Origin of the sequence: Idiomarina sp., assembly GCF_019431395.1 — a bacterium.
Taxonomy (GTDB): domain Bacteria; phylum Pseudomonadota; class Gammaproteobacteria; order Enterobacterales; family Alteromonadaceae; genus Idiomarina.
In genome coordinates, this window is record NZ_CP080268.1 from 2,166,597 (window position 1) to 2,189,565 (window position 22,969).

Below are 22,969 nucleotides of genomic sequence, written 5' to 3' on the forward strand. Positions count from 1 at the left end.
TCACTAAAGCTTATCGCAAAATATTAAACGACTGATAAAGTCTGGTTGGCAATTTGCTCCCCAGTTTCCAAGTCACATTCATAGGCCGTTCACCATGGCTGCTAATAAAAGTCACTGGCCCGCAGGCTTTATAAGCTGATTGCTTGTTTTTTCTAACAAAAAGCTGGAACTGCCAACCATTGGTGTTGCTCTCGATATAGCGACGCCCGGTAGGCGTATTTGGGGAAGCCGTATTCTGTGATTGCCAATGGAACTTCTCTCGACTGATCGCGTAGTCATTGTAGGCAACACCTTCGTGTACTGCGTCAGCTTTATCCAGCGTCACGAACAATAACTCAAGCTTCTTATCTTGAAAACGGAGCACGCCCTCTCGAAATACTCGACGTTCCTGCTCATTCAAAAAACCAACTGCAGTCAAAATTTCACGTATTTGATAAGACGCATGAAGTTTCAAAGGTGTATCTTCGAGCCCAGGCAAAGGCTCAAAAACATAATTTGTTTTAGCATCTAATAAACGCGCAAGTTCATTGAGCTCAGTGAGTGCTTCAGGTTCCTGCTTCAAGGCTTCAATAAACTCAACACCGCTACCCACACGCTCGTTCTGATGGTCAATTTGATACGCCAACATTTGCGCATATTGCTTATCACTCATCGTCCAAGCGTCACTTAAATCGCCACTTGTCGCTTTTTGAATGAGTTGCAGATAATCAGAATCATCAATATGCAGTAGGCTCATAAAGCGCTTGCTTAGGTAGGTTTCCTGTTCCGTCGCATCACCAGCAATCAACTGAGCTGCACGCTTTAAATTGGTCCAGCCGGTGTTATTACCATTTCCACGGTAAACATCCGTCAGTTCCAGTTGCTGTTCACTAATAAACTCTGACAACGAGACGTTATTGTTACCTTTTATTCGAGCGAAGTGATTCAACTCATTGCGCAGTTGATCCCAGCGTTGATTGATCGCCTGTTGTAGACTTCCCAGTATCGACTCGCGGGCTTCCTTTTGAAGCTGCAAGTAGCAACCACTCGGTAACTTGCCAAAACCATTATTCACACCGTCGTAAACTTCTTTACGGGTTAATCCTGTTATTGCACTGTACAGCACATCAAAACGAAAACCTGCACGATGTTGGCCGATAAAATCGAGTACTAAACAACTTTCCTTTTCTGGATGTAGGCGCAGACCTCGACCAATTTGTTGCTGAAACAGCGTGACGCTTTGCGTTGGTCTTAATAGCAACAGTGTGTCGACAAAAGGCAAATCAACACCTTCGTTGTATAGGTCGACCGTAACTAGCACGTTAATTTCTTTATTCGCTAACTGTCTCGGCAGAGACTCCCGTTCCTCACGTGAGCTTTCTCCGTAAATCAATGCCGCTGGAATATTCGCTTCGTTAAACTTTTTGGTCATAAAACGCGCGTGATCAACATCGACACAGAAAGCCAGTGCGCGAGATTCTTTTATATTGTTAACGACTTCATCCCAAGCCCTCACCACGTTACGTGCACGAGCATCATTCGCAGAGAGAATGTCGTGAAGGTCGCTACGGCCATCGCCATTTTTCCAATTAACTTTCCGGTAATCCTGGCCGTCGTCACACGCATAGTATTCAAAGGGTGCAAGTAATTGCTGGTCAAGTGCATTCCATAAACGCATTTGTACCGATGGCGAACCATCGGGGCGAGTGTCAAAATAGGCTAGAACGTTTTTATTATCTGATCGTTCAGGTGTGGCCGTCAGACCCAGCAAGTATTTAGGCTCTGCACGTGAAACAACCTCATCAAAACTTTGCGCCGCTATGTGGTGGCATTCATCAACCACCACAACTTGCCAGTGATTTGCCGGGTAACGCTCAAGCAGCCTTTGTGAGCAAACACTTTGCACCGTCGCAAACACATGATCATATTGCTTAGGTTCGTGACGCCCTGTCAGCAAGTCACCAAAGTTTGCGTCTTTTAGAATCTGTCGATATGTATTCAGCGACTGACTTAAAATTTCCTCGCGGTGTGCGATAAAAAGTAGTCGCGGCTGTCCTTTTTCCCGCTCACAAATACGTCGGTAGTCAAAGGCTGCCATAACGGTTTTCCCGGTGCCCGTTGCCGCTACCAGTAGATTTTTAAAGCGTCCGTGGGCTCGCTCATTATCTAGCTGTTCAAGAATGTCCGCCTGAAACGGTTTGGGTGTTATATCGAAGAAGGTTGTGGTGACATGCTCAGGTAAAGCTTTCCCGCCAGATTCCCTGCTTAGCGCATCTCTCAATGCCGCGACATGTTGACTGTCGTTCGGATCATACGGCTGGAACTCACCGTCTTCCCACAGCGTTTCAAAATGTGCTTTGGCACGTGCATACAGGTTTTGTTGCCCGTGTTCGGTGAACTTAACCGTCCACTCTAAGCCTCCCATTAAAGCGGCACCCGATAAATTCGCACTACCAACATAAGCGCTGCCGAACCCAGTTTTTCGCTCAAACATCCAAGCTTTTGCGTGCAGTCTCGTTCGACGCCCATCTAATGATACGCGCACCTCACAATTCGGGAGTCGGGCTAGCATATCCAACGCATTTTTCTCTGTTGCGCCAATGTAGGTTGTCGTCAGCACTCGAATGGATGTTTTACTATGGCCTTCAGCATCGGCTGCGGTAATTTGCTTAAGCACGTCGTGAATTTTCCGAACACCAGAAACCGTGATAAAACTCACTAAAATATCGACGTGATCGCAGCTAGAGAGCTCTGAAATTAATTCGTTGAGTAACGCAGGCGAGTCTTTACCCGCAGTAAATAGCCACGGCTGCGATAAGCCAATTTGAGGCAAGTCGGGCTGCTCGCCTTGGCGATAAATCGAGCGTAACACTCGTGGTGGTGCAGCGATTTCGTCGATAAGTGCTTCTGCTGTATTCTCTTTTAGCTGCTGCCGAGCGTGCTTGAGTAAATTATTCAATAAGTCGACTTGAGCCAAAAGCTTATCGTTATCTGAAAGCCGTTCACCCTCACCAACGGCTGCTAGTAACTGAGATAACTGCTCGGTTAACGCATCCACTAATCGTTCATGACTACTTTCAACACTTAGGTTTTCTAGATCAGCAACGAGATTTTCATCCTGCGTTGAAAGCTCTTGTTGAACTGCTGAGGTTTGCAGCAAATCATAGAGGCCTCTGTGCAAGTTAGACACGCTTACCTCCCTGACTGAACAGTTTATTACCCACCAAACTCAACCGCTCTTTAGCCCGCGTAATGCCGGTGTACAGAAGCTCTTTGCTCATTACCGGGCTGTCGTGTTCGGGCAGTATCATGACGGTGTGTTTGAACTCGGAGCCTTGGGATTTGTGCACGGTCATGGCGTACACGGTTTCTATATGAGTGAGACGGCTGGGGAGTATCCAGCGTACGCCATGCTCTTGGTCCGGGAAGGCGACGCGCAGGTGTCCGTGTTCCGGGTCTTTTAGAGCGATGCCAATGTCGCCGTTATTAAGCTTTAGTCCGTAGTCGTTTTTAGTGACCATGACGGGGCGACCTTCATACCAGGTATTGGCGTTTACGCCGAGTATGTCGCCGACTTTTTGATTAACGGCTTTCATGCCCCAGGGTCCTTCGCGCAGGGCGGTTAGGATTTGGAAGTTGCTTAGGTTTTGCAGGGCTTCGTGGGCGATTTCGTTGATGTTGTTGGCATCGGTAGTTGTATCGGCATTGTTCCTGACGTGTAACGTCAGGCTACCCCTGATAAGAGCTTCGAAGGCTGGGTCGTCTAAGCTGCTGACTTCGTACAGGTTAACCGGGTAGTCTTCTTCGGCGGCTTTGGCCTTTTCAATTTCCTGTTGTGTGGCGGCATCATCCTGACGGTTAATGGCGTTGGCCAGGTCGGCAATAGGGCCTTTAAAGCGATAACTTTTGCGGAATTTGACTACGTGTTGCAGGCGCTGCTCACCCTTGTCATCGATAAGCTCTGACGGAAATGTTGGTGTGTCAGCAATGTTTTGAAGCCACTTAGCGGTCTCGCTGTGATAATGCCCTTCGTCGGCGCCGGCGCATAAGTTACCGAGCACGGCACCGGCCTCGACCGATGCCAGTTGGTCTTTGTCGCCAATGAGTACCAACCGCGCGTGTTTCGGTGTTGCTTTCAGCAATGCAGTCATCATTTCTATGTCTATCATTGAGGCTTCGTCGACAATAACTACATCCGTTCGCAACGGGTTTTCTGCATTGTGTTTAAAGGCGCGGGAATTGGGTTTCACACCCAATAGTCGATGCAGCGTTTTCCCTTCGGGCTGAATCGAAAGTAATGCGTCCTTCAGACTGGATAGTTTGTCATTCTGAACCAATTGCTCCAGCTCATTTTCAATAGACTCAGTCAGGCGCGCTGCAGCTTTGCCGGTCGGTGCCGCCAGTGAAACCCGCAGCGGCGGCAAACCGAGCGTTAACGCCTGATGCTGCAATGCCGTCAACAAGCGCACTACGGTATAGGTTTTACCGGTACCAGGCCCCCCCGTAATGACACTAAACCGATTCCGCACGGTATTGGCACAAGCGACACGCTGCCAGTTAATATCGCCATTTTCGGTCGGCGCAAACAGCTTAGCCAGCGTACTCTTTAGTAGCTCGTCGTTAATAACCGGCCGGTCTTGCATGCGCGCCTGAACACTTTGCTCAATAAAGGTTTCGTACTGCCAATAGCGGCGTAAATACAAGGTGTGTTCGCTGAGCACCAACGGCTCGGTTCCATGGCCATTCAGATCGACGCATTGACTGGCTGCCAGTGCGTCGTTCAGGTCTAATCCGTATTGCTTAAAAAGCTCACTTGGTAAGGCGCAGTCCGCGGCATGACGGTTCTCCGGTGGCAGGTTCAGCAGCGTTTCCGGGGCATCCATCAAAGCCTTTAGATCAACTTGCGTATGCCCACGCCCGGCTTGATGCGACACACAGCAGGCGGCGAGTAACACCGCATCGCTACGCTCGCCCGCTTGCTGCAAAAACTCGACAAACGCCAAATCAATAGAGCGTACCCAGCCGGCATCCCGCCACTGACTCAGAGCTTCGAACAGGGTGTGGGTAGTTACATTGCTCATACTGACTCCTTGTCTTTGACGCTTTCTCCGGCAAACAGGCTGTCCAGCTGCTCTATCAGCTCTTTCGGTGGCCTGTCACAAAATGCGCCGCCAGTGTCGGCTCTGTGCCCGCGTAAAAAGAGATAAACTGCGCCGCCAACGTGGGTATCGTAATCGTATTCATCGCCGAGCCGAGCTTTTAGCAGACGATGCAATGCCAGCGTATAAATCACGTATTGCAGGTCATAACGGCTGTGCAGTATTTTCTCGCGCATGGCCTCCTCGCTGTAGGCGTGGTCATCCTCACCCAGCCAGTTCGACTTGTAGTCGGCCACATAATATTTTCCGTTATGCTCAAAGACCAAGTCGATAAAACCTTTTAGCATGCCGTTCAGCAAGTTAGGCTCTAGTGCAGGGCGCTCGTAACCGGGTAATATGTGTTGTTGCACCAGACTGTCCAGCGTTTGTGCGTTAACGCCACTGGCACCAAACCAAAACTCAGGTTCGGCTTTGTACTGCTGCAACTGACCCAGGCTGACAGTCTCGCCGTCCGCATTAATCACAAACTCTGTCCGTAAGTAGGCATTTAACCAACGCTCAATGCTCTGCTCATGCTCCTGCCACGAAGGGCTGACACAAAAACGTTGCACCAGGGCGTTACGCTCAGCGTCATCCTGTGTAATTAACGCGAAGCCCTGATTCGCCGACTCTTCCAGTACGTTGTGCAAAAAGGTGCCCGGACCAGCGCCTTTAGGTAAGTGGTGAATGCTGTCCGCACTCGGCTCTGCCGCACTGGCGACTTGCTCGTCCTCGTCTTCTCGCTCATCCAGCAAGTTCATTTCGTCGGGCGACTGCGGTGCCTGTGCACTTTTCGTGACCGCGCCTTCATACTTAAGCGCGCTATAACTAGCCACCCACCAACGTTCAAGTTTTCGGCCTGCTGGCATCGTTTTAGGCGTCAACTTAGGCGTTTGCTGCTCCTGCTCGAGCGCACGGACTAGGGGCTCATCATCTTCCAGGCGTGTCACCTGCGTATGCGCGCTCTGCTGCCAGCGCTCATTAACGACCTTGTAAAGCTCGTCAGACAACGCCTCACCGCCGTTCAACAAGTAAAACAACGGATTATTACGATGCTCGCTCATGGCCTCCAGCGCAATGAAGGTGGCGTACTGTGCACGGGTCACTGCGACGTACATTTTGCGTAAATCTTCTGCGAGAATTTCGTCGCTTAAACGCTGTTTGTTGTCGTCGTCTTTGGACCAGAGCACTTGCAGCTCGCCATTTTCATCGTGATAAACCGCTGGTGGCTTTATGCGGTGGGTCTCCGACTGGGTATAAGCCACAAAGGGCATGAACACCAGCGGATACTGCAAACCTTTAGACTTATGAATGGTGATAATTTTTATCAGTTCATCGTCACTTTCCAGGCGTAGCTGCTGCTCGTCACTTTGCGTGCGGCTGTTGCTACCAAAGCCGTGCCGTTCATTCACTTGTTCCGCAAAATGGTTCACTAACGCCGGAATACCATCTAAAGCCAGACTTTGTTGTTGCAGTAATTCGGCAATATGAAGCACGTCTGACAGCTGTCGTTCGCCATGAATGCGGTCTTCCAGCAACGTCGCCGGTACCTGATGGTCGTGCAACACATTGTGCAGCATAGTCAATACGCCCAGGCGCAACCATTGGTCGTGATAACTTAAAAACTGCTCTACGCACGCTTCCCAGGCTTGTTCGTTACTGTGAATATGCTCCAGTTCAGCAAACGGCAGCCCTAACAGCCTCGTTGCAAGTGCGCTGCGAATAAGCGACGGGTCACGTGGTTCCGCACAAGCGCTGACCAGTGCCAGCAAGTCTTTCGCGACACGCTGCGCAAATACCGACTCTCGGTCTGACAAATAAACGCTTTTAAGACCGCGGTCACTCAGTGCTTTTTTTATGGCATTGGCTTCGCTGAAGTTATTCACCAGCACGGCAATGTCGCTGGTTTTCACGCGCTGCTCCAGCACGTCGTCTTCATTGTAATAACCGGCTTGCGGATCATTCAGTAACGACGCTATTAGGTTGGCATGATGGTTCGCCGCTGCCCTGAATACGGTATCTTTATTGCGTTTTTCTGCATTCGATACCGACCACAGAAGCGCCGGCGCGGTTTTTAAGTGACTCGATAACAAACAGTGTTTAAAGGTTCGTTTTAGCCCGTTAGCAGCTACACGGTTAAAAGGTAGTTGGTTGTCATCTTCGGTTTTAAACAAAAAAGCGCCGCGCGGTAGCTCTTCCGCGCGCTCAAACAGTGCATTTACGCTGTCCACCATGGTCTGCGACGAGCGGAAGTTTTTCGCCAGGTTATAGTGCCGTCCTTCGGTATCTCGCCGGGCTTTTAAATAGGTATAAATATCGGCATTTCGGAAGCTGTATATGGCCTGCTTCGGGTCGCCAATCAGGAAAATACCGGTGCCGGTGTGCGGCTCTGCCAGATTATAAATGCGATTGAATATCTCATACTGAACAGGATCGGTGTCCTGAAACTCGTCCACCATGGCGATGGGGTATTGCTTACGAATAGCCGCCGCCAACGCTTCGCCGCTAGGGCCTTTTAACGCATCGCGTAAGCGCGTGAGCATGTCGTCATGCCCCATTTCTGCACGCTGATTTTGCAGCTCGGCAAAGCGTTTATTCACCCAAAACGCGGCATGTTGTTTTACTTTAGCCAGTTCTTGCGTTTGCTGGACTTTGCTTTGTTTTAGGCGTTCTGAAAGTTGCGTTAACACATACCAGCGCTCGTCCATGCCACCGAGTTTGTCGTTAGCGAATTTTTCTAGTTCATCACTACGAATACTTTTCGAATTTGCGGGGCTGGCTTTTAACTCAATTGCTTCAGGGTCATCACACCAGTCAGCAAATACCTGGAAATGATTCAGTTGTCGTTTGACCGATTTCGCCGCCGATGTCTTTTCGATTAAATCTCGTAAAATAGGCGCAACTTCTTGCTTTATCGCGGCTATTCGTTGCTTATGCCCATTTTCCGCCTCAATTAATAGAGTTTGCAGGTCCCCCTCAACCGGTGCCTGCCCGCTTTTACTTAAGCTGTAGGTCAAACCTAATAAGGCTTCAGGCGAGGTAAAGTCTGCCAGCAATTTTTCACTCAACTCGGCATCGGCCGGGTAGATAAAGCGGCGGAAGTAGTCCTCGGCTGCCTGCAAGCGCAGCTCTTCATTATCGGTTTCGACGTCCTGACTGAATAAACTGCCGCTGGCAAAAGCGTGCTCTTTTAGCATCGACTGACACCAGCCGTGAATGGTTTTGACCGCGGCTTCGTCCATCGACTGGGAGGCTAAATCCAGTAATCGCGCTAAGTGTTTTAAGTTCTGCTCTTTCGCTACGCAGTCTTCGCGCAAACTGGCTAAGAACGGGTCACTGTCGACCGAGTCCGGGTCACGAAAATAAGCCGCGGCTTCGGCTAAGCGTGCGCGAATACGGTCACTCAGCTCTTCTGTCGCGGCTTTGGTAAAAGTCATGACCAGAATATTTTTGGGTACAAGCTCGCGCTCAAAGGCGGTGTCCTGCGTGCCGTGACCAATGACCAAACGAACATACAGCGCTGCAATAGTGTAGGTTTTACCGGTACCGGCGCTCGCTTCAATCAAGCGGCTGCCGTTCAGCGGAAAGTCGAGCGGGTTATCCAGAATATGCGTCGTCGATTGGCTCATGACTTCTCCTCCGGCACCATAGTTAAACGCAGCGGGTCGTACAGTTCATTCAGAAACCGGCGGAAATGAGGCGACGTCATAATGGCCTCGTAAGTGTCGGCGACCCGGCCGCAGTAATCATTTTTTGTCACTATCGCCGGTGCATTAAAGCCGCCTTCTTCGTATTTCTGCTGGGCTGCCTCATGCGCAAGCGCTTCGTCGTTGTCGTTTTTATCCAAGGTATTTAGCCAGGTTAAGGCAATATCCAAATGCATGGGTTGTGGTTGCTGCACCGACAATGCCACCAGTTCAAGCAGTTGTTCGAGCTGTTGCAGCGCCAGCTCTGCTGGTATCGCCGCGACCGGCAACTGGCAACCGCCTTTGGAAACTATGAGTAAACGGGTGGGTTGCTGCAAATTCAACAGCATTAAGCCGATGTAATACGCACTGATATGTTTCCAGCCACCGTCTTCAACACCGCCCTTTTTAGTATTTTTTGCGATTTTACTCGCTGAAGTTACCACCCACAGCCGCTCGCCCTGTTCATTGGTGTGTAAGCCGGTAATGGTGTCGTCGATAATCAGGCCGTTATGCTCGAAGCCCACTTCAATGGGGAACTCGTTAAACTGGCTGTAACCGGTAATACCCTGCTGATAAGAGCCCAGTATTTTGTCGGCTTGTTCAAGCAGTTCCAGACCATTTTGCTCGGCAATAGCGCCTATACCTAGCGCGCCCTCGCGATTGATTCGATTCAGCTCTTTTAACAAGGCCGCTTCCGTGCCCCCGCCTTGCAACAAGGCACGCTTACCACAGTCCACCAAACGCGTAATGAGCGTCCAGCTTTGCAGGTTATCCATCACGAAGGCTTCGCTGTCGTCCAGATCTTCGCTGTCGCTGCCAAAATAGGTATCGAGGTGCCAGTTAAAATAAAGCCGTGCGGGCTCCTCGATAAAGCGTTTAATGTCATTAATGCTGAGGATGCGTTCGACACTTTCCGGTCTATGCTGAGACGCTGTTGAGTGGTTGTTTTTAGCACCGCCATGCGCCAGCGCCCACTCTCTTGCGTAAGTGAAATACTTTGACTGTTCCTGGCTAAAATAAGCCGTGTTAAAGGGTTGCAGCTTATGTTCTACGGTCAGGTTGTTAACGTCAACACCCCAGCCTTGCTGAATATGGTCGCGCAACTGTGCGACTAATACCGACGGAGTGCGCTCGCTGTTATCTTTGGCACTGTAACCCACCCAGCTCAGATAGAAGCAGTCCCGCGCCGACAGCATCGCTTCCAAAAACAAATATCGATCATCGTCACGGCGGGAGCGGTCGCCCGGACGATAACGATCCGTCATCAAATCAAAGTCCACGCGCGGCACCGAGCGCGGGTAGTCACTTTCGTTCATTCCCAACACACAGACGTATTTAAAGGGAATGGCACGCATGGGCATGAGCGTGGCGAAGTTCACTGCACCGGCTAAAAACCGCTGGTTAAGGTTTTGCTGGTCAACACGCTCCAGCCACGCGTCTTTAAATATCGGTAACCGCAACAGCGATTCGTTGTCGGCTTCAACACCAATATCCCGTAACTGATACAGTTCATCACTAAGCTTGGCTAACAGTAAGTGATCACTATCGTCGTCGGTCTCGAAGAATTGCTGTAACAGCCATTCGCCATGCTGCACCCAGTCCGTCAATGGCTGCGCAGTTTGGGTACGCTGCCACCATGACTCGAGCGCGCGCACAACATCGGCCAGACAACCAACGAGAGCAGCGCTCAGGCCCGATACTTCCGGATAGGGCTCAACCTCAGCCCAGGGGGATGAATGATCTGCTTCAAGCTCGCCAATGGCATAGCCTGCAATCATGCGTTTAAGCGCAAACCACCAGCTGTTTCTTTCCTCCGCCGGAGGCATATAAAACTGTTCACGCTGCTGACTGTTCAGGCCCCATCGCGCACCGGCCTCTCTGACCCAGCGTTTCAACTGCGGCAGGTCATCGTCATGAATGTCGAAGCGCTGCTGTACAGCGGGCACCGACAATAAATTGAACAAATCGGTTTGGGTAAAGCGCAGCTGATCCGCCTGCAACAACAATTCCAGTGCTATCATTAACGGTCGCTGATGACGCTCCCCCTGATCTGCAATGGTATAAGGAATGGCACGCGGGTCACGCTCGCCGTCGCGATGATGATAACGCCCAAAGACGGCGTCGATATAGGGCGCGTAGGTGTTCACATCGGGCAGCATGACCATCACATCGCGCGATTTTAACTCCGGATCGCGAGCGAACGCCTCCAGTAGCTGGTCATGCAGTACTTCGAGCTCTCGCTGAGGACTATGGCAGACATGAAACTGCAACGACTTGTCCGTTTTGGCCGGTGTCGACCAGTGCTCTCGCGTTTCCTGAACCGGCCGCAAGTTTAAAATATCATCCTGTAGCTGAGACAGTAAGTGATCGGTGTCGTGAGGCTCAAACAGCTCAAGTTTTACTGTATTAAAGGCTTCCTGCTTGGCGAGCGTTTCGTCGTATAAATCGAGCAGACGAATATAGTCTCGACCTTGCTTGCCCCAGGACGCTAGTAGCGGGTGCGCCAGCTGATGCAATTCATCATCGTCTGGCTGCTCAGGCAGATCAGGCTTATGTTTAAGTCGAGAAGAAGCTTTAACCGCCTCTCGCAGCGCTTCTTTGCCGTCAACAATGTCGGCCCAGTGAAATTGCGACGGGTTGTGCACACATAACAAAATCTGCGTGTAGCCTTTTATGGCATCTAGCACTTGCAACATTTGCTGCGGCAGCGACGATATACCGAACACAACAACTCTGGGCGGCAAGCCTGCAGGGCGGCTCTGCAATGCCTTTGCAGTATCAATAAAACGCTGGTGCAGCTCAGCCCGGTTGTTCCAGTAGTCATCAATGCCAATGTCGTTACTGACAGCGCGCCAGAGTTCCGGCTGCCACAATTGCTCGGCTTCAAGCGGCTCATTGTTTTCCAAAACGTCATGACCTTTAACCCAGTTGTCGAGCCAGTCAGCGCGATACACCGCGTATTGGTCAAACAAATCGGCTAAACGCCCACTGAGCTGATAGAGCTTGCGCCCGTCATTATCGTCCGAAGTGTAGTGCTTCAGCGGCGCAAAGTGTGGGTTTTCGGCAATAAGCTCGGGTAATAAACGCATTAACCGCCAGGTCAGACGGTCTTTATCGAATGGCGAGGTTTTCGGGATATCGTCGCCCAACACGGCTCGATAGGCTTGCCACTGAAAGCGCGCGGGCAAGGTCACATCGACCATGGCAGCAATGCCGCTGGCTTGCGCTAGGTTAATTTTAAGCCACTGAGCAATACCATTGCTCTGTACCAGAACCGTTTCCTGCTCCAGCGGCGCCAGCGGATAATTTTGCGTGAACTTAACAGCAACTTCCGTCAGATCTTCCAGACGGTGCCCGTGGGCTACGATAAAACCGGGTGTTAACTCTCTCACGCAGACGACTCCTTGTTACTTTGTGCGGGGCAATCGATTAATGCTATATCCATTTTACTGTTGTCTGCGACAATTTGTGTCGCAATGCTATCTGCTATCACATAATAACATTAATCAAATTTTTGGTTGGTTGTTAGCTATTAGGCTGATTTTATTTACGACATTAATCATATGTGTTTAAATAATAACCAATAATGATAGCTATAAAGAATTCATGTGACTCCACGGCAGCCTGATACCTCATTTGATCAACTTTTATCTCAGCTTTCGACTCGCTTAATCAACAGTGAGCATGCTGAGACGCAGACATGTATTGCCGAAGCTATTGCTGCATTTGGTGCTTATGTCGATGCAGACCGTTGCTACGTGTTTGAGTTTTCTGACGACATCAGCAGCATGGGTAACACTCACGAGTGGGTTCGGGATGGGCAGTCTGCTCACATTGATGATCTCCAGGATGTAACGTCAGGTGAGCTTCCCTATTTCTTTGACCAGATGCGAAGCTCACATCAGTTTGTTATTAATGACGTCAGTCAGTTGCCCGCTACGGCCGAAAATGAAAAAGCTGAATTTCAACGAGAGTCGATTAAGTCGGTTATTTGTATAGGCCTTGTCGCAAATAACAAACTGCTCGGTTTTGTTGGTTGCGACATGGTGCACGGCACTTACCAATGGTCAGAAGAGGACATCCGTCACCTAAGCCTGGTCGCTAATATGATTGCCAATACGCTCGAGCGCGAGCAGACCTATCAAAAGCTCATCGAAACGCAGCACCAACTTGAAGAAGCCAACAGCAAACTACAGGCACTCGCAACGATTGACGGACTTACCGGCATCGCCAATAGACGCGCCCTGGATGAAGCGTTAGAGAAAGAAGTAAAAAGGGCAAAACGGCAACGCACCGGTATTGCCGTTTTACTCATCGATATTGATCATTTCAAATCATTTAACGATGCCTACGGCCACTTAAAGGGTGATGAGGCCCTAAAACAAGTTGCCAGTGCGCTAGCGACGATTATGCAGCGCAGCACAGACTTTGTAGCACGCTACGGCGGTGAAGAATTTGCCGTCATTATATCTACAGACTCAGCCTGGCAAGCCCTGCGCAAAGCCAACGAAATACTTGATGCGGTCGAAAACCTCGATATCACTCATGAGCGTTCAGATACTGACCCCTACCTTACCGTCAGCATTGGTGGTTACTTTGAAATCCCTAAGGCCGACGCCGAAGTCACCAGCACCATACGACAGCTTTTGAACAATGCCGATATGGGTCTTTACCAGGCTAAAGATGACGGCCGTAACTGCATCCGCTTTTATTAGGCCTGCTGTGAGACAATCCACTGATCAACCCGGCGCTCCAATATATGCAATGGTAAAGCGCCACCGCCTAGTACTGTGTCGTGGAACCCTCGAATATCGAACTTATCGCCCAATGCCTGTTTGGCTTTTTCCCGTAACTCCAGAATTTTTATCATACCAATTTTGTAGGCTGTCGCCTGCCCCGGCATAACCAGGTAACGACGTACCTCTGATCGCACTGCGCCTTCGGCAATCGGCGTGTATTCTTCAAAATATTTTACCGCATCCTCTTCGGTCCAGCCTTTCGCATGCATACCGGTATCAACAACAAGCCTAACAGCACGCCAAATTTCCGTGATCAGACGACCAAAATCAGAATAGGGGTTCTGGTAAGCGCCCATTTCCTTAGCCAATTGCTCGGAATAAAGCCCCCAGCCTTCGCTGTAAACGGTGAATCCGGCTTGGGTACGAAACTCAGGCACCGACTCAAGCTCTTGTGCAATAGAAATTTGCATGTGGTGACCTGGGTTGCCCTCATGATATGCGATAGCTTCCATTTCATTTTTTGGCATCGCGGTCATGTCAGACAGATGTGCATAATAAATCCCCGGGCGCGATCCATCCGGTGTGCCCGGATAATAATGCTGTGCAGCACCATCTTGTTCGCGGAATGATTCCACCCGTTTTACGACCAAATCTGCTTTTGGCAGGATGCCGAAATAGTCTGGCAGGCGCTCGTTTATAAAAGCGAGATACTTTTTAGAGTCCTCGATATACATCTGTGCGCCTTCGTCGTTATCGGGATAGAAAAACTGTTCGTCTGTGCGAATAAAAGTAAAGAACTCCTGCAAATCACCATCAAAATCCACTTGATCCTTGATTTTCAGCATCTCATTGTTAAGACGCTCTACTTCAGTCAGGCCCAGTTGATGGATTTCGTCGGCGGTCATATCGGTGGTAGTGTAGTTCTTCAACATCGCATTGTAGAACTCGATACCGCCGTCAAACCGATGCACACCGGTCGCTACTTCCGGCGTATTCTCCATATCACGTTCAAAAAAGCCGATTATTTGCTCATACACTGGCATCACGCGTTTATACAGGACGTCAGCGGCTTCGGTCCGAAGTGCCTCTGCTGTTTGCTGATCAATTAACTCTTGCGCCAACAGGCCATCAATTTTTTTATTGGCATCCGCCATAAACGCAGAGTCCTCACCCTCCGTGAACGGCGCACCAGTGATAACCTTTTCCGATTCTTCAATAATTAACTCGTAGGCAAAGCGCGGGGCACGGATCCCCTGTTCAACCTGCTTTTCTGCCCTTACCAATAACTGTTCCAGCGCTCGTGCGCCCTCACCCAAACGACTAATGTAGGCGTCCATGTCGGCTTTTGTATCGACGCGGTGGAAGTTAAGTAAAAACTGCGGCATGAAGGTATGCGCGCCACGCATTTGATCAAATACATAATCGTACTGACGGAACTCAGCATTACGCTTAGCTTGCTCGTACTGATACACCCAAACATCGTACGACGTTTTTGCCTCGTTACTGAGCTTGTCATAATCGAAGCTGGACTTTAACTCATCGACCGTACCTTTTAGCCAGGCAAGCTGCTCTTGCTCGGCTTCGATACTCATGTCGTCAACTTCGCCATAGCGGTCTTTACGACCCAAAAAGGTCATTTGCATGGGGCTTTGCTGTAGTTGTTGCTGGTACTTTTCTTCAAACCACGCATTAAGACGCTGCGTCTCTGACTGCTCGGTTTGTGTTACCGGTTGCTCAGCAGCTGCTTGTTGATTTTGTGACTGGGTGTCTGCCGGCTGACCACAACCAGCCAGAATACCCGCTAATGCAAGTGCGACAATTGAGTGTTTCATGTTTCGGCCTTTTAATTTTTATTCTTGTCATGCAGTTTTCCTGCAGGGGAAGAAAAACTATAGCGCGCTTGGTACACTGGTTGGAATAGCAAAGAACAAATTTTAATCAATTTATTGTTTAAGGACTTTTCTCGTTATGGCAAAGCCGAACAAAAAAGGTCCCAAACGCACCGTACAGATATCCTGTTTGCAGTGTAAAACGCCTATTTTCAAATATCGTAAGGGTGGTAAAGGTGCATTGGTCAAATGCTTTATAGAACGTATTGTCGAAGATCATACAACCCAGCCCTGCCACTGCCCGGGTTGTGGTCAGGAGTTTGCCCGCGAGACCATGATCCGTGGAGCGCCCGCTTATAAAATGATCGGCGGCAAAGTACATATGAAATAGCTTAGTAAACGGTGAAACCACTCATGATAGATGCCCAAGTTCGCGACCAGTATTTAAACGCCTGTGAACAAGCGAGTTACTCATTGCTGCGGCACCCGCAGCACCCCATGGCTGAGCAGCTTAAACATCTAGCAGCCAGTGTCGATGCCGGAGACAAGCCCGATACTTACGGCCGGGGTGGTATAATCGAAGCTTTCGAGCAAGATGTCGCGCAGTTGCTGGGAAAACAAAATGGGCTGTTTTTACCCACCGGAACGTTAGCCCAACCTGTCGCCCTAAAATTGCATAGCTTAAAGCGCAACAAATTTAGCATCGCTATGCACCCAAGCTCGCATTTATTACTGCACGAACACCGCGGGATTGAGCAGTTGTGGGGCTTAAAAGTACAACAGGTTGGTTTGCCATCGGCGCCATTTACGCTGACCGAATTAAAGGCAGAATGCGACAGCGATACAGCTGCTCTCGTTTTTGAGCTGCCGATGCGTGAGATTGGCGGCGAACTGCCTCACTGGGAAGTACTTGATGAACAGATTGCCTGGGCAAAATCGCAGGGCATTGCTTGCCACCTCGACGGCGCCCGATTATGGCAAGTGGGTGCCTACTACAACCGCAGCCTTGCGGAGATTTGTGCCTTGTTTGATTCAGTTTATGTCAGCTTTTACAAAGATTTAGGCGGTATTAGCGGCGCGATGTTATTGGCAAACAAACCGTTAATTGATGAGGCTAGAATTTGGGCGCGCCGCGCTGGCGGCAACCCGATATCGCTTTACCCTGAAGTGCTCGCCGCACGTTTAGGCCTAAAAGAAAACTTACCTATAATGCCCGAGGCGGTGAGTTATGCTCATGAGTTGGGTAAAATGATCGCACCATTCCAGGATGTTCAGGTTACACCGCAACCTCCTAAGGCCGCCATGTTTCACTTAAGGTTTCCACTGTCACCCAACCAATTGGCGCGTAAAATTGCCGACTATGTCAGGGAGCAAGGGGTCATCATATTACCGTTACCGCGCTCTGGCGATGATAATCACAGCATTTGCGAAATACCGGTAGGCCGCAATGCAATGTCGCAACCACAGGATTTTTGGTTGCGACACTTTAAAGCATTTATCGAAACACTTAATGCTTAGTCGTTATCGTGATGCGCTTTATGTTCGCCAAGCAAGTGATTTAAGGTTTTTAAATAATCTTTGCCGAATCCCTTAACCCGTTGCTTATTCATTTGCTCTGAACCTAAGTGCACTTCTTCCAGCGAATTAGCGGCGACATCCAGTTCTTTGCTTAACCGCGCCAGCGCGACTTCGAGGGTGTACGTCAGTTCATGTACTTTCGCCATATCCTCGGCACTCAAGTCACCGTTTACGATTTCATCCAACATGGCGTTATATTTGTTCAAGTTCATAATCGCTTGCTGAAGATTTTCTGCCGGCTCAGGTTTAAAGTGCTGATATTGACGCTCGTCGTCATCAGCAATCACAGAGGTCGAAACTAAAGGCGTTGCAGATAACAACGTAGCAGTTAGAAAACTAACCCAAAACTTTTTCATAAGAGCTCCTTAATAATAACTATTCTCATTCTCTATTCAGCACCACTTCAAGTCAACGCTTTTTCGTTAAAGCTGATACTATAGTTTTGATAACAATCAAATTACCGCTGTAACAGGGAGTACGCAATGCACTATCGCTTGGTTTTTCTCATTAACTGCTTGCTAGCCTCAGTTTTTATCAACAGCGCGCTTGCGCAACAAGTTAACGATCAACCATTAAAAGTTGCGGTACGCGTTAACGCACCCTTCGTTATCGATAAGCAAGGCGAATATCAGGGGCTCGCTATAAAATTATGGCAAGACATAGCAGCCGATATGAATCGGCCATACGAGTTGCACCCCATGCCGCTGGATGCATTGTTACGTGAAATTGAACAGGGTAACTATGACATTGGCATTGGCGCTCTTACTATCACTGCGGAGCGCGAGTCGCGCCTGGACTTTTCCCAGCCGTTCCATAATGGTGGCTTGGCCATTGCAGTACCTGCCAATAACACAGCAACCTGGTGGGCGGTTACCAAACGATTTGTATCGATAGAGTTTTTAAAAGTTGTTCTTGTGTTAGGCGGCGTTCTTTTTATTGCAGGCGCACTGGTATGGCTGTTTGAGCGACGTAAAAACCCGGATGAGTTCTCTGATAAACCCTTGCAGGGTCTGGGTTCTGGTTTTTGGTGGGCTGCAGTGACGATGACCACCGTCGGTTACGGTGATAAATCGCCGCGTAGTCTTGGCGGGCGTGTTGTCAGCCTTATATGGATGTTTACCTGCGTGATTATTATTTCAAGCTTTACTGCATCTATCGCATCGTCGTTAACGGTGTCGCAATTTCAGTCTAAAGTATCGAGTGTTGCCGACCTGCCAAGTTCACGCGTCGCTACATTGGCTAATTCAGCTACCGCAAGCTGGTTGGAGCAACAAAATATTGGCTACCAAGGCTTTACTAATTTAGATAACGCATTGGCAAAACTTAATAACGGCGAGCTCGACGCAGTGATTTATGACGAGCCTATTTTACGTTACTCCATGCGAACCCAGTCGCTGAATAATCTACGCCTTTTGCCAGAACGGGTATTGCCACAAGATTATGGCTTTGTCATGCCGCAAGGCAGTAAACTACGCGAACCGGTGAACCGCGAATTACTGCAAGCCATACAGACCCAAAATTGGCGTGACTCGGTCGCACAATATTTAGGTAATTAGATAAGCCATCAAGTTAACAGCAAGTAAAGGAAATAAATGATGTTTTCCTGGTTTGAACGACGTTTGAATCCATTCCCGGCGGAGGAACCAACACAGCCGCCGCGGAGCTTTTTTGCTTTTTGTTGGCATTTTACCCGTGGCGCAACACCGTATATTGCCATGACAGCTGTGCTGATGGCCTGTATTGCCATTGCAGAAGTCTGGCTGTTTGGTTTTTTAGGGCAAATCGTAGACTGGTTGGCCCAACAAAACCGGGAGACCTTCTTTGAGGATCAATTCTGGCCGTTAGTGGGCATGGGTATTCTGGTATTAGTCGGACTGCCGCTACTTGTTTGGTTTCACTCGCTGTTAACCCATCAAACCTTGCTGGGCAACTTTCCCATGCGTATTCGCTGGCTCGGCCACCGTTATCTAATGAAGCAGTCGATGGCCTATTACCAGGACGAGTTTGCCGGACGCGTTGCTACTAAGCTTATGCAGACCTCGCTTGCCGTTCGGCAATGCATTATGACGTTTATCGAAATAGTGAACTACGTGGTGGTCTACTTTTTAGGGATGTTTGTCATTATTGGCAGTGCTGACTGGCGCATGATGCTACCGCTCGCATCATGGCTGGTGTTATACGCAGTATTACTACGCTATTTTGTTCCCCGGCTAGGCAAGGTTTCGGCACGACAAGCCGATGCACGGTCTGTAATGACCGGACGGATAGTCGATTCCTATACCAACATTCAAACAGTTAAGCTCTTCTCTCATTCGCAACGCGAGGCTTCCTTTGCGAAAGAGGGCATGGACAAGTTTTTGCGGACTGTGCATGAGCAAATGCGCCTGGTTACTAAGCTTTATGGTTTTTTATACTTTATCAACTGCGCTTTACTGTTTAGTTCGGCTGCCACTGCTATATGGCTTTGGCGCGGCGATCTAGTCAGTCTGGGTGCCGTTGCTGTCGTTATTGGTTTGGTGCTGCGCTTATTCGGTATGTCGCAGATGGTCATGTGGCAAATGTCGACGCTGTTCGAGAGCATCGGTACCGTACAAGATGGCATCGGTTCATTGTCGGTGCCTCAACGAATTACTGATAAGCCTAACGCTAAACCGCTTAAGGTCGACAGCGGCGAAATTCAATTTGATCACGTTGGCTTCCACTACGGTAAAGGCAGCGGCGTGATGGACGACTTTAACTTACAGCTACAACCGGGAGAAAAGGTTGGTATTGTGGGCCGTTCGGGTGCCGGAAAATCAACTTTAGTTAACCTTATACTGCGCTTTTATGACGTTGAAACGGGCGCCATCCGAATTGATGACCAAGTCATCAGCGACGTACAACAGGATAGCTTGCGCGCCCAAATTGGTATGGTCACGCAAGATACCTCGTTATTGCACCGCTCGGTCAGAGATAACATCCTTTATGGCCGACCCGATGCAACTGAAGCAGAGTTACAGCAAGCCATCAAGAGGGCGCACTGCGAAGAGTTTATTGCCGAGCTTTCGGATAGCAAGGGACGCACAGGACTGGACGCTCATGTTGGTGAAAGAGGTGTAAAATTATCCGGTGGCCAGCGTCAACGCATTGCCATTGCCCGGGTCATGCTTAAGGATGCGCCTATCCTGATTCTGGACGAAGCCACCTCCGCACTGGACTCTGAGGTAGAAAACGCAATTCAGGACAATCTTTATCATCTGATGCAGGGTAAAACGGTTATTGCGATCGCACATCGGCTATCAACCATTGCCGCTATGGATCGTCTGGTGGTGATGGACAAAGGACAGATAATCGAGCAGGGTAGTCATGAGCAGTTACTCGCTCAGAATGGCTTATACGCTAAGCTCTGGCGCCATCAGTCAGGTGGCTTCCTAGCTGAAGAAGTCATTGATTAATGAGCTTGCGTGGTTTCCACTTCAGAAAACGTCACGCCAAGCTCCAATAAACGCTGTTTCCCGCGCGCCGTCAGATCGGTGACAAACTGAAACTGCTGACGAGGGTCGATGGGGTACGCTTTTAATCGATAACGTGTACCCCATGGCTCTTCATTCAATGTCACTGTTACGGGCTTAGCCAATTGTAAAAAAGGACTGGTTAGCGCAATGTCTTCCAGCGCGTCACGAATAATAAAAGCATCATGCTGCGGGCGAATATAAAACTCGGCCACGCACATTAAACTGGGGCCGCCATTATTGGCGTTATGAATTAAATTATCCCAAAGCTTTAGGTGCGGTACCCAAATAACCGTATCATCATTGGTTACCAGCTCCACGGTTCGCATCCCAATATGTTTGACCTCACCGTACACCCCGTCAACTTCTACCCAGTCACCCGGGCGATAGGGCATCTCGTGTATTGCGACAATGCCGGCAATTAGGCTGCTAACATAATCCTTAAGGGCAAAGCCTATCGCTAAACCCGCGGCTCCCATCACCGCCACCATGTTCTGCAACGTCGGTTCGATGATTAGTGGAACAATGAGCAATAGTGCGATGACCAGAATAGCGATACGCAGCATGGGTACCAAAGCCAGCGTGTAGAGACGTCGCTTGCCGTGTAAATGGTTAGCAAGCCAGGGTATAACCCGTTGTGATAACCAAACAGCTAACCACGCCAGCACGGCAATAACAGCAATTTCGATTAAGGTCGTTGCGGTAATTTCCTTAAACAAACCGGCGACATTTTTTACTGATTCTGTATCCATTGCGTTCTCACACGTTTGCTAAAAGCGATCAAGCCATAAACCGCGCGACTTTAATGCCTGTCGAACGGTTGGGTAGCCAATGGCGGTAACGCGCCAAACCTCGTCGGTTAACGCAACAAGCCCGCTAGACCTTAAACTATAAAGCTCGACATCTAATTGCGACGGCGAAATAATCGGCAGAACCTGGCGCAATTGACGCAAGCTTAAGCCCTGATGAATTAACAGCATGTGCAATACAAATGCCGTGTAATCAGTAGCCTCTGCGGGCATTGACGGCATTTCGAACCGCGACTGCTGTGCGCCGGGGTGGCTTGCCTGACGTCGAAACCGGCGTTCTGCATAGGCACTGACGATACCCAGATTGCCTCGCGATAACGATGCCAAGTGCTGAAGGTGTTCCTGTTCTTTTTCGAACCCCAATTGTGTCAACTGCTGTGCGCTGAAGGCCTGTAATGTCAGCGTATCAAGATGGCCGGTTGGCCAAAGCGTTTGTAAAAAACTCCATGCCCAGCTATCACAAATTACAACGCCTTTACCCAACTCTCCGCTCATTGCTTTGGCAAAAAAATGGCGTACCCAACGCAGTCCTTTAGATTGACGAATAAAGCCGTGCGCCAGTTCAGGTATATACCAACCTGTTGTCGAATTTTCTTCACCAAGCGTCAAGTCTAGTGCGTCCAATGTCAATTCATCACGTGGCGGAGGGGAAAGCACTTGTAAACTATGTTGCTGACAAAAATCCCGGGCGATAACGTCTACACCGGCATGGGGAGGGCAAATAATCCACTTAATGCTACTGTCATCGGTATCGTCTAACCAGGCAGATAAACGCTTATCTAAGGCCACAAGACCTTTTTGCATATTCACGTTAACAGCATCGGAAGATTGCGGAGCTTCAGCCTCCTCATCATCTGCTGATTGTAGTTTAGCCTGCAGCGATAGCCACCAGCGCTTAATGGCAATCGTGGTTGGCGTTGGGGGAACTTCAAACTGACTTTCCGGCACCCATTGCCATGCTGTTGGCTGTTCAGATGATTCAGGCATGTCTGGCAGTCCCTGCTTTTCCTTGTTGCATTTAGTGTAACCCTGTTCGTTAACAAGTCGATAGTAACCGGTAAAATTTTTAATCGCTCACTTGAAAAGTAAATCAAACAGCCACATATAGTGAAGTAAGGCAGGCGTCTCTTAGAGAGTCTGCCCCAAACGGCACACGCTGTGCCAACTTTTAAAATTTATCAGTTATTGCTTCTTAGGAGAATGACTATGGCTACTATAGATTTAAGTCCTCTTTATCGCAGCAGCGTTGGGTTTGACCGTATGGCGTCGTTACTTGATGCGGCACTTCGTTCTGACACTGGCGCAACCGGTTACCCGCCCTACAACATTGAGCTTATTGCAGAAAACCAATATGCAATTACGCTAGCGGTTGCAGGCTTTGAGGAATCGGATCTTGAGATTGAGGTTGAAAATGGCGTGTTACGGGTATCCGGTAAAAAGCCTGAAGAAGGCGAGCAGCGAGAATTCCTGCACCGTGGTATCGCAAATCGCGCGTTTGAACGTAAGTTTAGCTTGGCCGAGCACATTGAAATAACCGGTGCGGCTCTTAAAAATGGGCTCTTGACCGTTGGTCTGATTAAGCGCATTCCAGAGGCAATGAAGCCAAAGCGCATCAGCATTGGCGCGTCGCCTAAAGAGCTTTTGGAAAACCGGACAACCAAGGCAGCTGAATAAACGTTAAATTGACCTCCCTGGATATTTAACCTAAGCGATTAAG

At 49.4% G+C, this 22,969-nt stretch carries 14 protein-coding genes; 6 read left to right on the top strand and 8 right to left on the bottom strand.

Going from position 1 to position 22,969, the window contains the following annotated elements:
• Positions 1 to 10 precede the first annotated feature (10 nt).
• Genes KZ771_RS10515 through recC form a run of 4 tightly spaced genes read right to left on the bottom strand, consistent with a single transcriptional unit; the run spans position 11 to position 12,198 of the window.
• Positions 11 to 3,169 carry a DUF3427 domain-containing protein gene (locus tag KZ771_RS10515; RefSeq protein ID WP_290653381.1) on the bottom strand — a complete coding sequence of 1,053 codons (3,159 nt, stop codon included), beginning with the start codon at positions 3,167 to 3,169 and terminating at the stop codon, positions 11 to 13.
• Positions 3,162 to 5,060, bottom strand: a complete 1,899-nt coding sequence (recD, locus tag KZ771_RS10520; RefSeq protein ID WP_290653383.1) for an exodeoxyribonuclease V subunit alpha — start codon at positions 5,058 to 5,060, stop codon at positions 3,162 to 3,164. Before recD ends, KZ771_RS10515 begins: the two co-directional genes overlap by 8 nt.
• On the bottom strand, positions 5,057 to 8,746 hold the full coding sequence (gene recB, locus KZ771_RS10525; RefSeq protein WP_290653385.1) for an exodeoxyribonuclease V subunit beta: 3,690 nt from the start codon (positions 8,744 to 8,746) through the stop codon (positions 5,057 to 5,059). Before recB ends, recD begins: the two co-directional genes overlap by 4 nt.
• The gene (recC, locus tag KZ771_RS10530; protein WP_290653387.1) at positions 8,743 to 12,198 is read right to left on the bottom strand and encodes an exodeoxyribonuclease V subunit gamma; all 3,456 of its coding nucleotides are present in this window, start codon (positions 12,196 to 12,198) and stop codon (positions 8,743 to 8,745) included. The genes recB and recC overlap by 4 nt, the downstream gene beginning before the upstream one ends.
• 216 nt (positions 12,199 to 12,414) lie before the next feature.
• Here recC and KZ771_RS10535 point away from each other — a divergent pair, with 216 nt between their 5' ends.
• Positions 12,415 to 13,521, top strand: coding sequence for a sensor domain-containing diguanylate cyclase (locus tag KZ771_RS10535; protein ID WP_290653389.1), 1,107 nt, complete (start codon positions 12,415 to 12,417; stop codon positions 13,519 to 13,521).
• Here the strand turns inward: KZ771_RS10535 and KZ771_RS10540 are convergent.
• On the bottom strand, positions 13,518 to 15,377 hold the full coding sequence (locus KZ771_RS10540) for a DUF885 domain-containing protein (RefSeq protein ID WP_290653391.1): 1,860 nt from the start codon (positions 15,375 to 15,377) through the stop codon (positions 13,518 to 13,520). The genes KZ771_RS10535 and KZ771_RS10540 overlap by 4 nt on opposite strands.
• Before the next feature lie 136 nt (positions 15,378 to 15,513).
• On the opposite strand from KZ771_RS10540, the gene KZ771_RS10545 reads away from it, so the two are divergent.
• Together KZ771_RS10545 and KZ771_RS10550 are read left to right on the top strand one after the other, a co-directional pair.
• Positions 15,514 to 15,765, top strand: a complete 252-nt coding sequence (locus tag KZ771_RS10545; protein WP_290653393.1) for a hypothetical protein — start codon at positions 15,514 to 15,516, stop codon at positions 15,763 to 15,765.
• A 23-nt stretch (positions 15,766 to 15,788) separates the two neighbouring features.
• Positions 15,789 to 16,892, top strand: a complete 1,104-nt coding sequence (locus KZ771_RS10550) for a beta-eliminating lyase-related protein (RefSeq protein WP_290653395.1) — start codon at positions 15,789 to 15,791, stop codon at positions 16,890 to 16,892.
• Here KZ771_RS10550 and KZ771_RS10555 read toward each other — a convergent pair.
• Positions 16,889 to 17,308, bottom strand: a complete 420-nt coding sequence (locus KZ771_RS10555) for a DUF6746 family protein (protein ID WP_290569668.1) — start codon at positions 17,306 to 17,308, stop codon at positions 16,889 to 16,891. The two genes, KZ771_RS10550 and KZ771_RS10555, sit on opposite strands and share 4 nt — an antisense overlap.
• A 126-nt stretch (positions 17,309 to 17,434) precedes the next feature.
• Between KZ771_RS10555 and KZ771_RS10560 the strand changes: the two genes are divergently transcribed.
• Both KZ771_RS10560 and KZ771_RS10565 read left to right on the top strand, forming a co-directional pair.
• Positions 17,435 to 18,508, top strand: a complete 1,074-nt coding sequence (locus tag KZ771_RS10560) for a transporter substrate-binding domain-containing protein (protein WP_290653397.1) — start codon at positions 17,435 to 17,437, stop codon at positions 18,506 to 18,508.
• Positions 18,509 to 18,547: 39 nt separating this feature from the next.
• Positions 18,548 to 20,386 carry an ABC transporter ATP-binding protein gene (locus tag KZ771_RS10565; protein ID WP_290654839.1) on the top strand — a complete coding sequence of 613 codons (1,839 nt, stop codon included), beginning with the start codon at positions 18,548 to 18,550 and terminating at the stop codon, positions 20,384 to 20,386.
• Here KZ771_RS10565 and KZ771_RS10570 read toward each other — a convergent pair.
• Positions 20,383 to 21,195, bottom strand: a complete 813-nt coding sequence (locus tag KZ771_RS10570; RefSeq protein ID WP_133540628.1) for a mechanosensitive ion channel domain-containing protein — start codon at positions 21,193 to 21,195, stop codon at positions 20,383 to 20,385. The two genes, KZ771_RS10565 and KZ771_RS10570, sit on opposite strands and share 4 nt — an antisense overlap.
• A gap of 18 nt (positions 21,196 to 21,213) precedes the next feature.
• Positions 21,214 to 22,239, bottom strand: a complete 1,026-nt coding sequence (locus KZ771_RS10575; protein ID WP_133540629.1) for a hypothetical protein — start codon at positions 22,237 to 22,239, stop codon at positions 21,214 to 21,216.
• Between the two features lie 219 nt (positions 22,240 to 22,458).
• On the opposite strand from KZ771_RS10575, the gene KZ771_RS10580 reads away from it, so the two are divergent.
• A complete protein-coding gene (locus tag KZ771_RS10580; protein ID WP_133540630.1) occupies positions 22,459 to 22,926 on the top strand; it encodes an Hsp20 family protein in 468 nt (155 codons plus the stop codon).
• Positions 22,927 to 22,969 lie beyond the last annotated feature (43 nt).

What these genes read in the sequence shown, in the direction of transcription:
- recD (WP_290653383.1), bottom strand. Translation starts at nt 5,060, where the DNA reads ATGAGCAATGTAACTACCCACACCCTGTTCGAAGCTCTGAGTCAGTGG.
- recB (WP_290653385.1), bottom strand. Translation starts at nt 8,746, where the DNA reads ATGAGCCAATCGACGACGCATATTCTGGATAACCCGCTCGACTTTCCG.
- KZ771_RS10540 (WP_290653391.1), bottom strand. Translation starts at nt 15,377, where the DNA reads ATGAAACACTCAATTGTCGCACTTGCATTAGCGGGTATTCTGGCTGGT.
- KZ771_RS10545 (WP_290653393.1), top strand. Translation starts at nt 15,514, where the DNA reads ATGGCAAAGCCGAACAAAAAAGGTCCCAAACGCACCGTACAGATATCC.
- KZ771_RS10550 (WP_290653395.1), top strand. Translation starts at nt 15,789, where the DNA reads ATGATAGATGCCCAAGTTCGCGACCAGTATTTAAACGCCTGTGAACAA.
- KZ771_RS10555 (WP_290569668.1), bottom strand. Translation starts at nt 17,308, where the DNA reads ATGAAAAAGTTTTGGGTTAGTTTTCTAACTGCTACGTTGTTATCTGCA.
- KZ771_RS10560 (WP_290653397.1), top strand. Translation starts at nt 17,435, where the DNA reads ATGCACTATCGCTTGGTTTTTCTCATTAACTGCTTGCTAGCCTCAGTT.
- KZ771_RS10565 (WP_290654839.1), top strand. Translation starts at nt 18,548, where the DNA reads ATGTTTTCCTGGTTTGAACGACGTTTGAATCCATTCCCGGCGGAGGAA.
- KZ771_RS10570 (WP_133540628.1), bottom strand. Translation starts at nt 21,195, where the DNA reads ATGGATACAGAATCAGTAAAAAATGTCGCCGGTTTGTTTAAGGAAATT.
- KZ771_RS10575 (WP_133540629.1), bottom strand. Translation starts at nt 22,239, where the DNA reads ATGCCTGAATCATCTGAACAGCCAACAGCATGGCAATGGGTGCCGGAA.
- KZ771_RS10580 (WP_133540630.1), top strand. Translation starts at nt 22,459, where the DNA reads ATGGCTACTATAGATTTAAGTCCTCTTTATCGCAGCAGCGTTGGGTTT.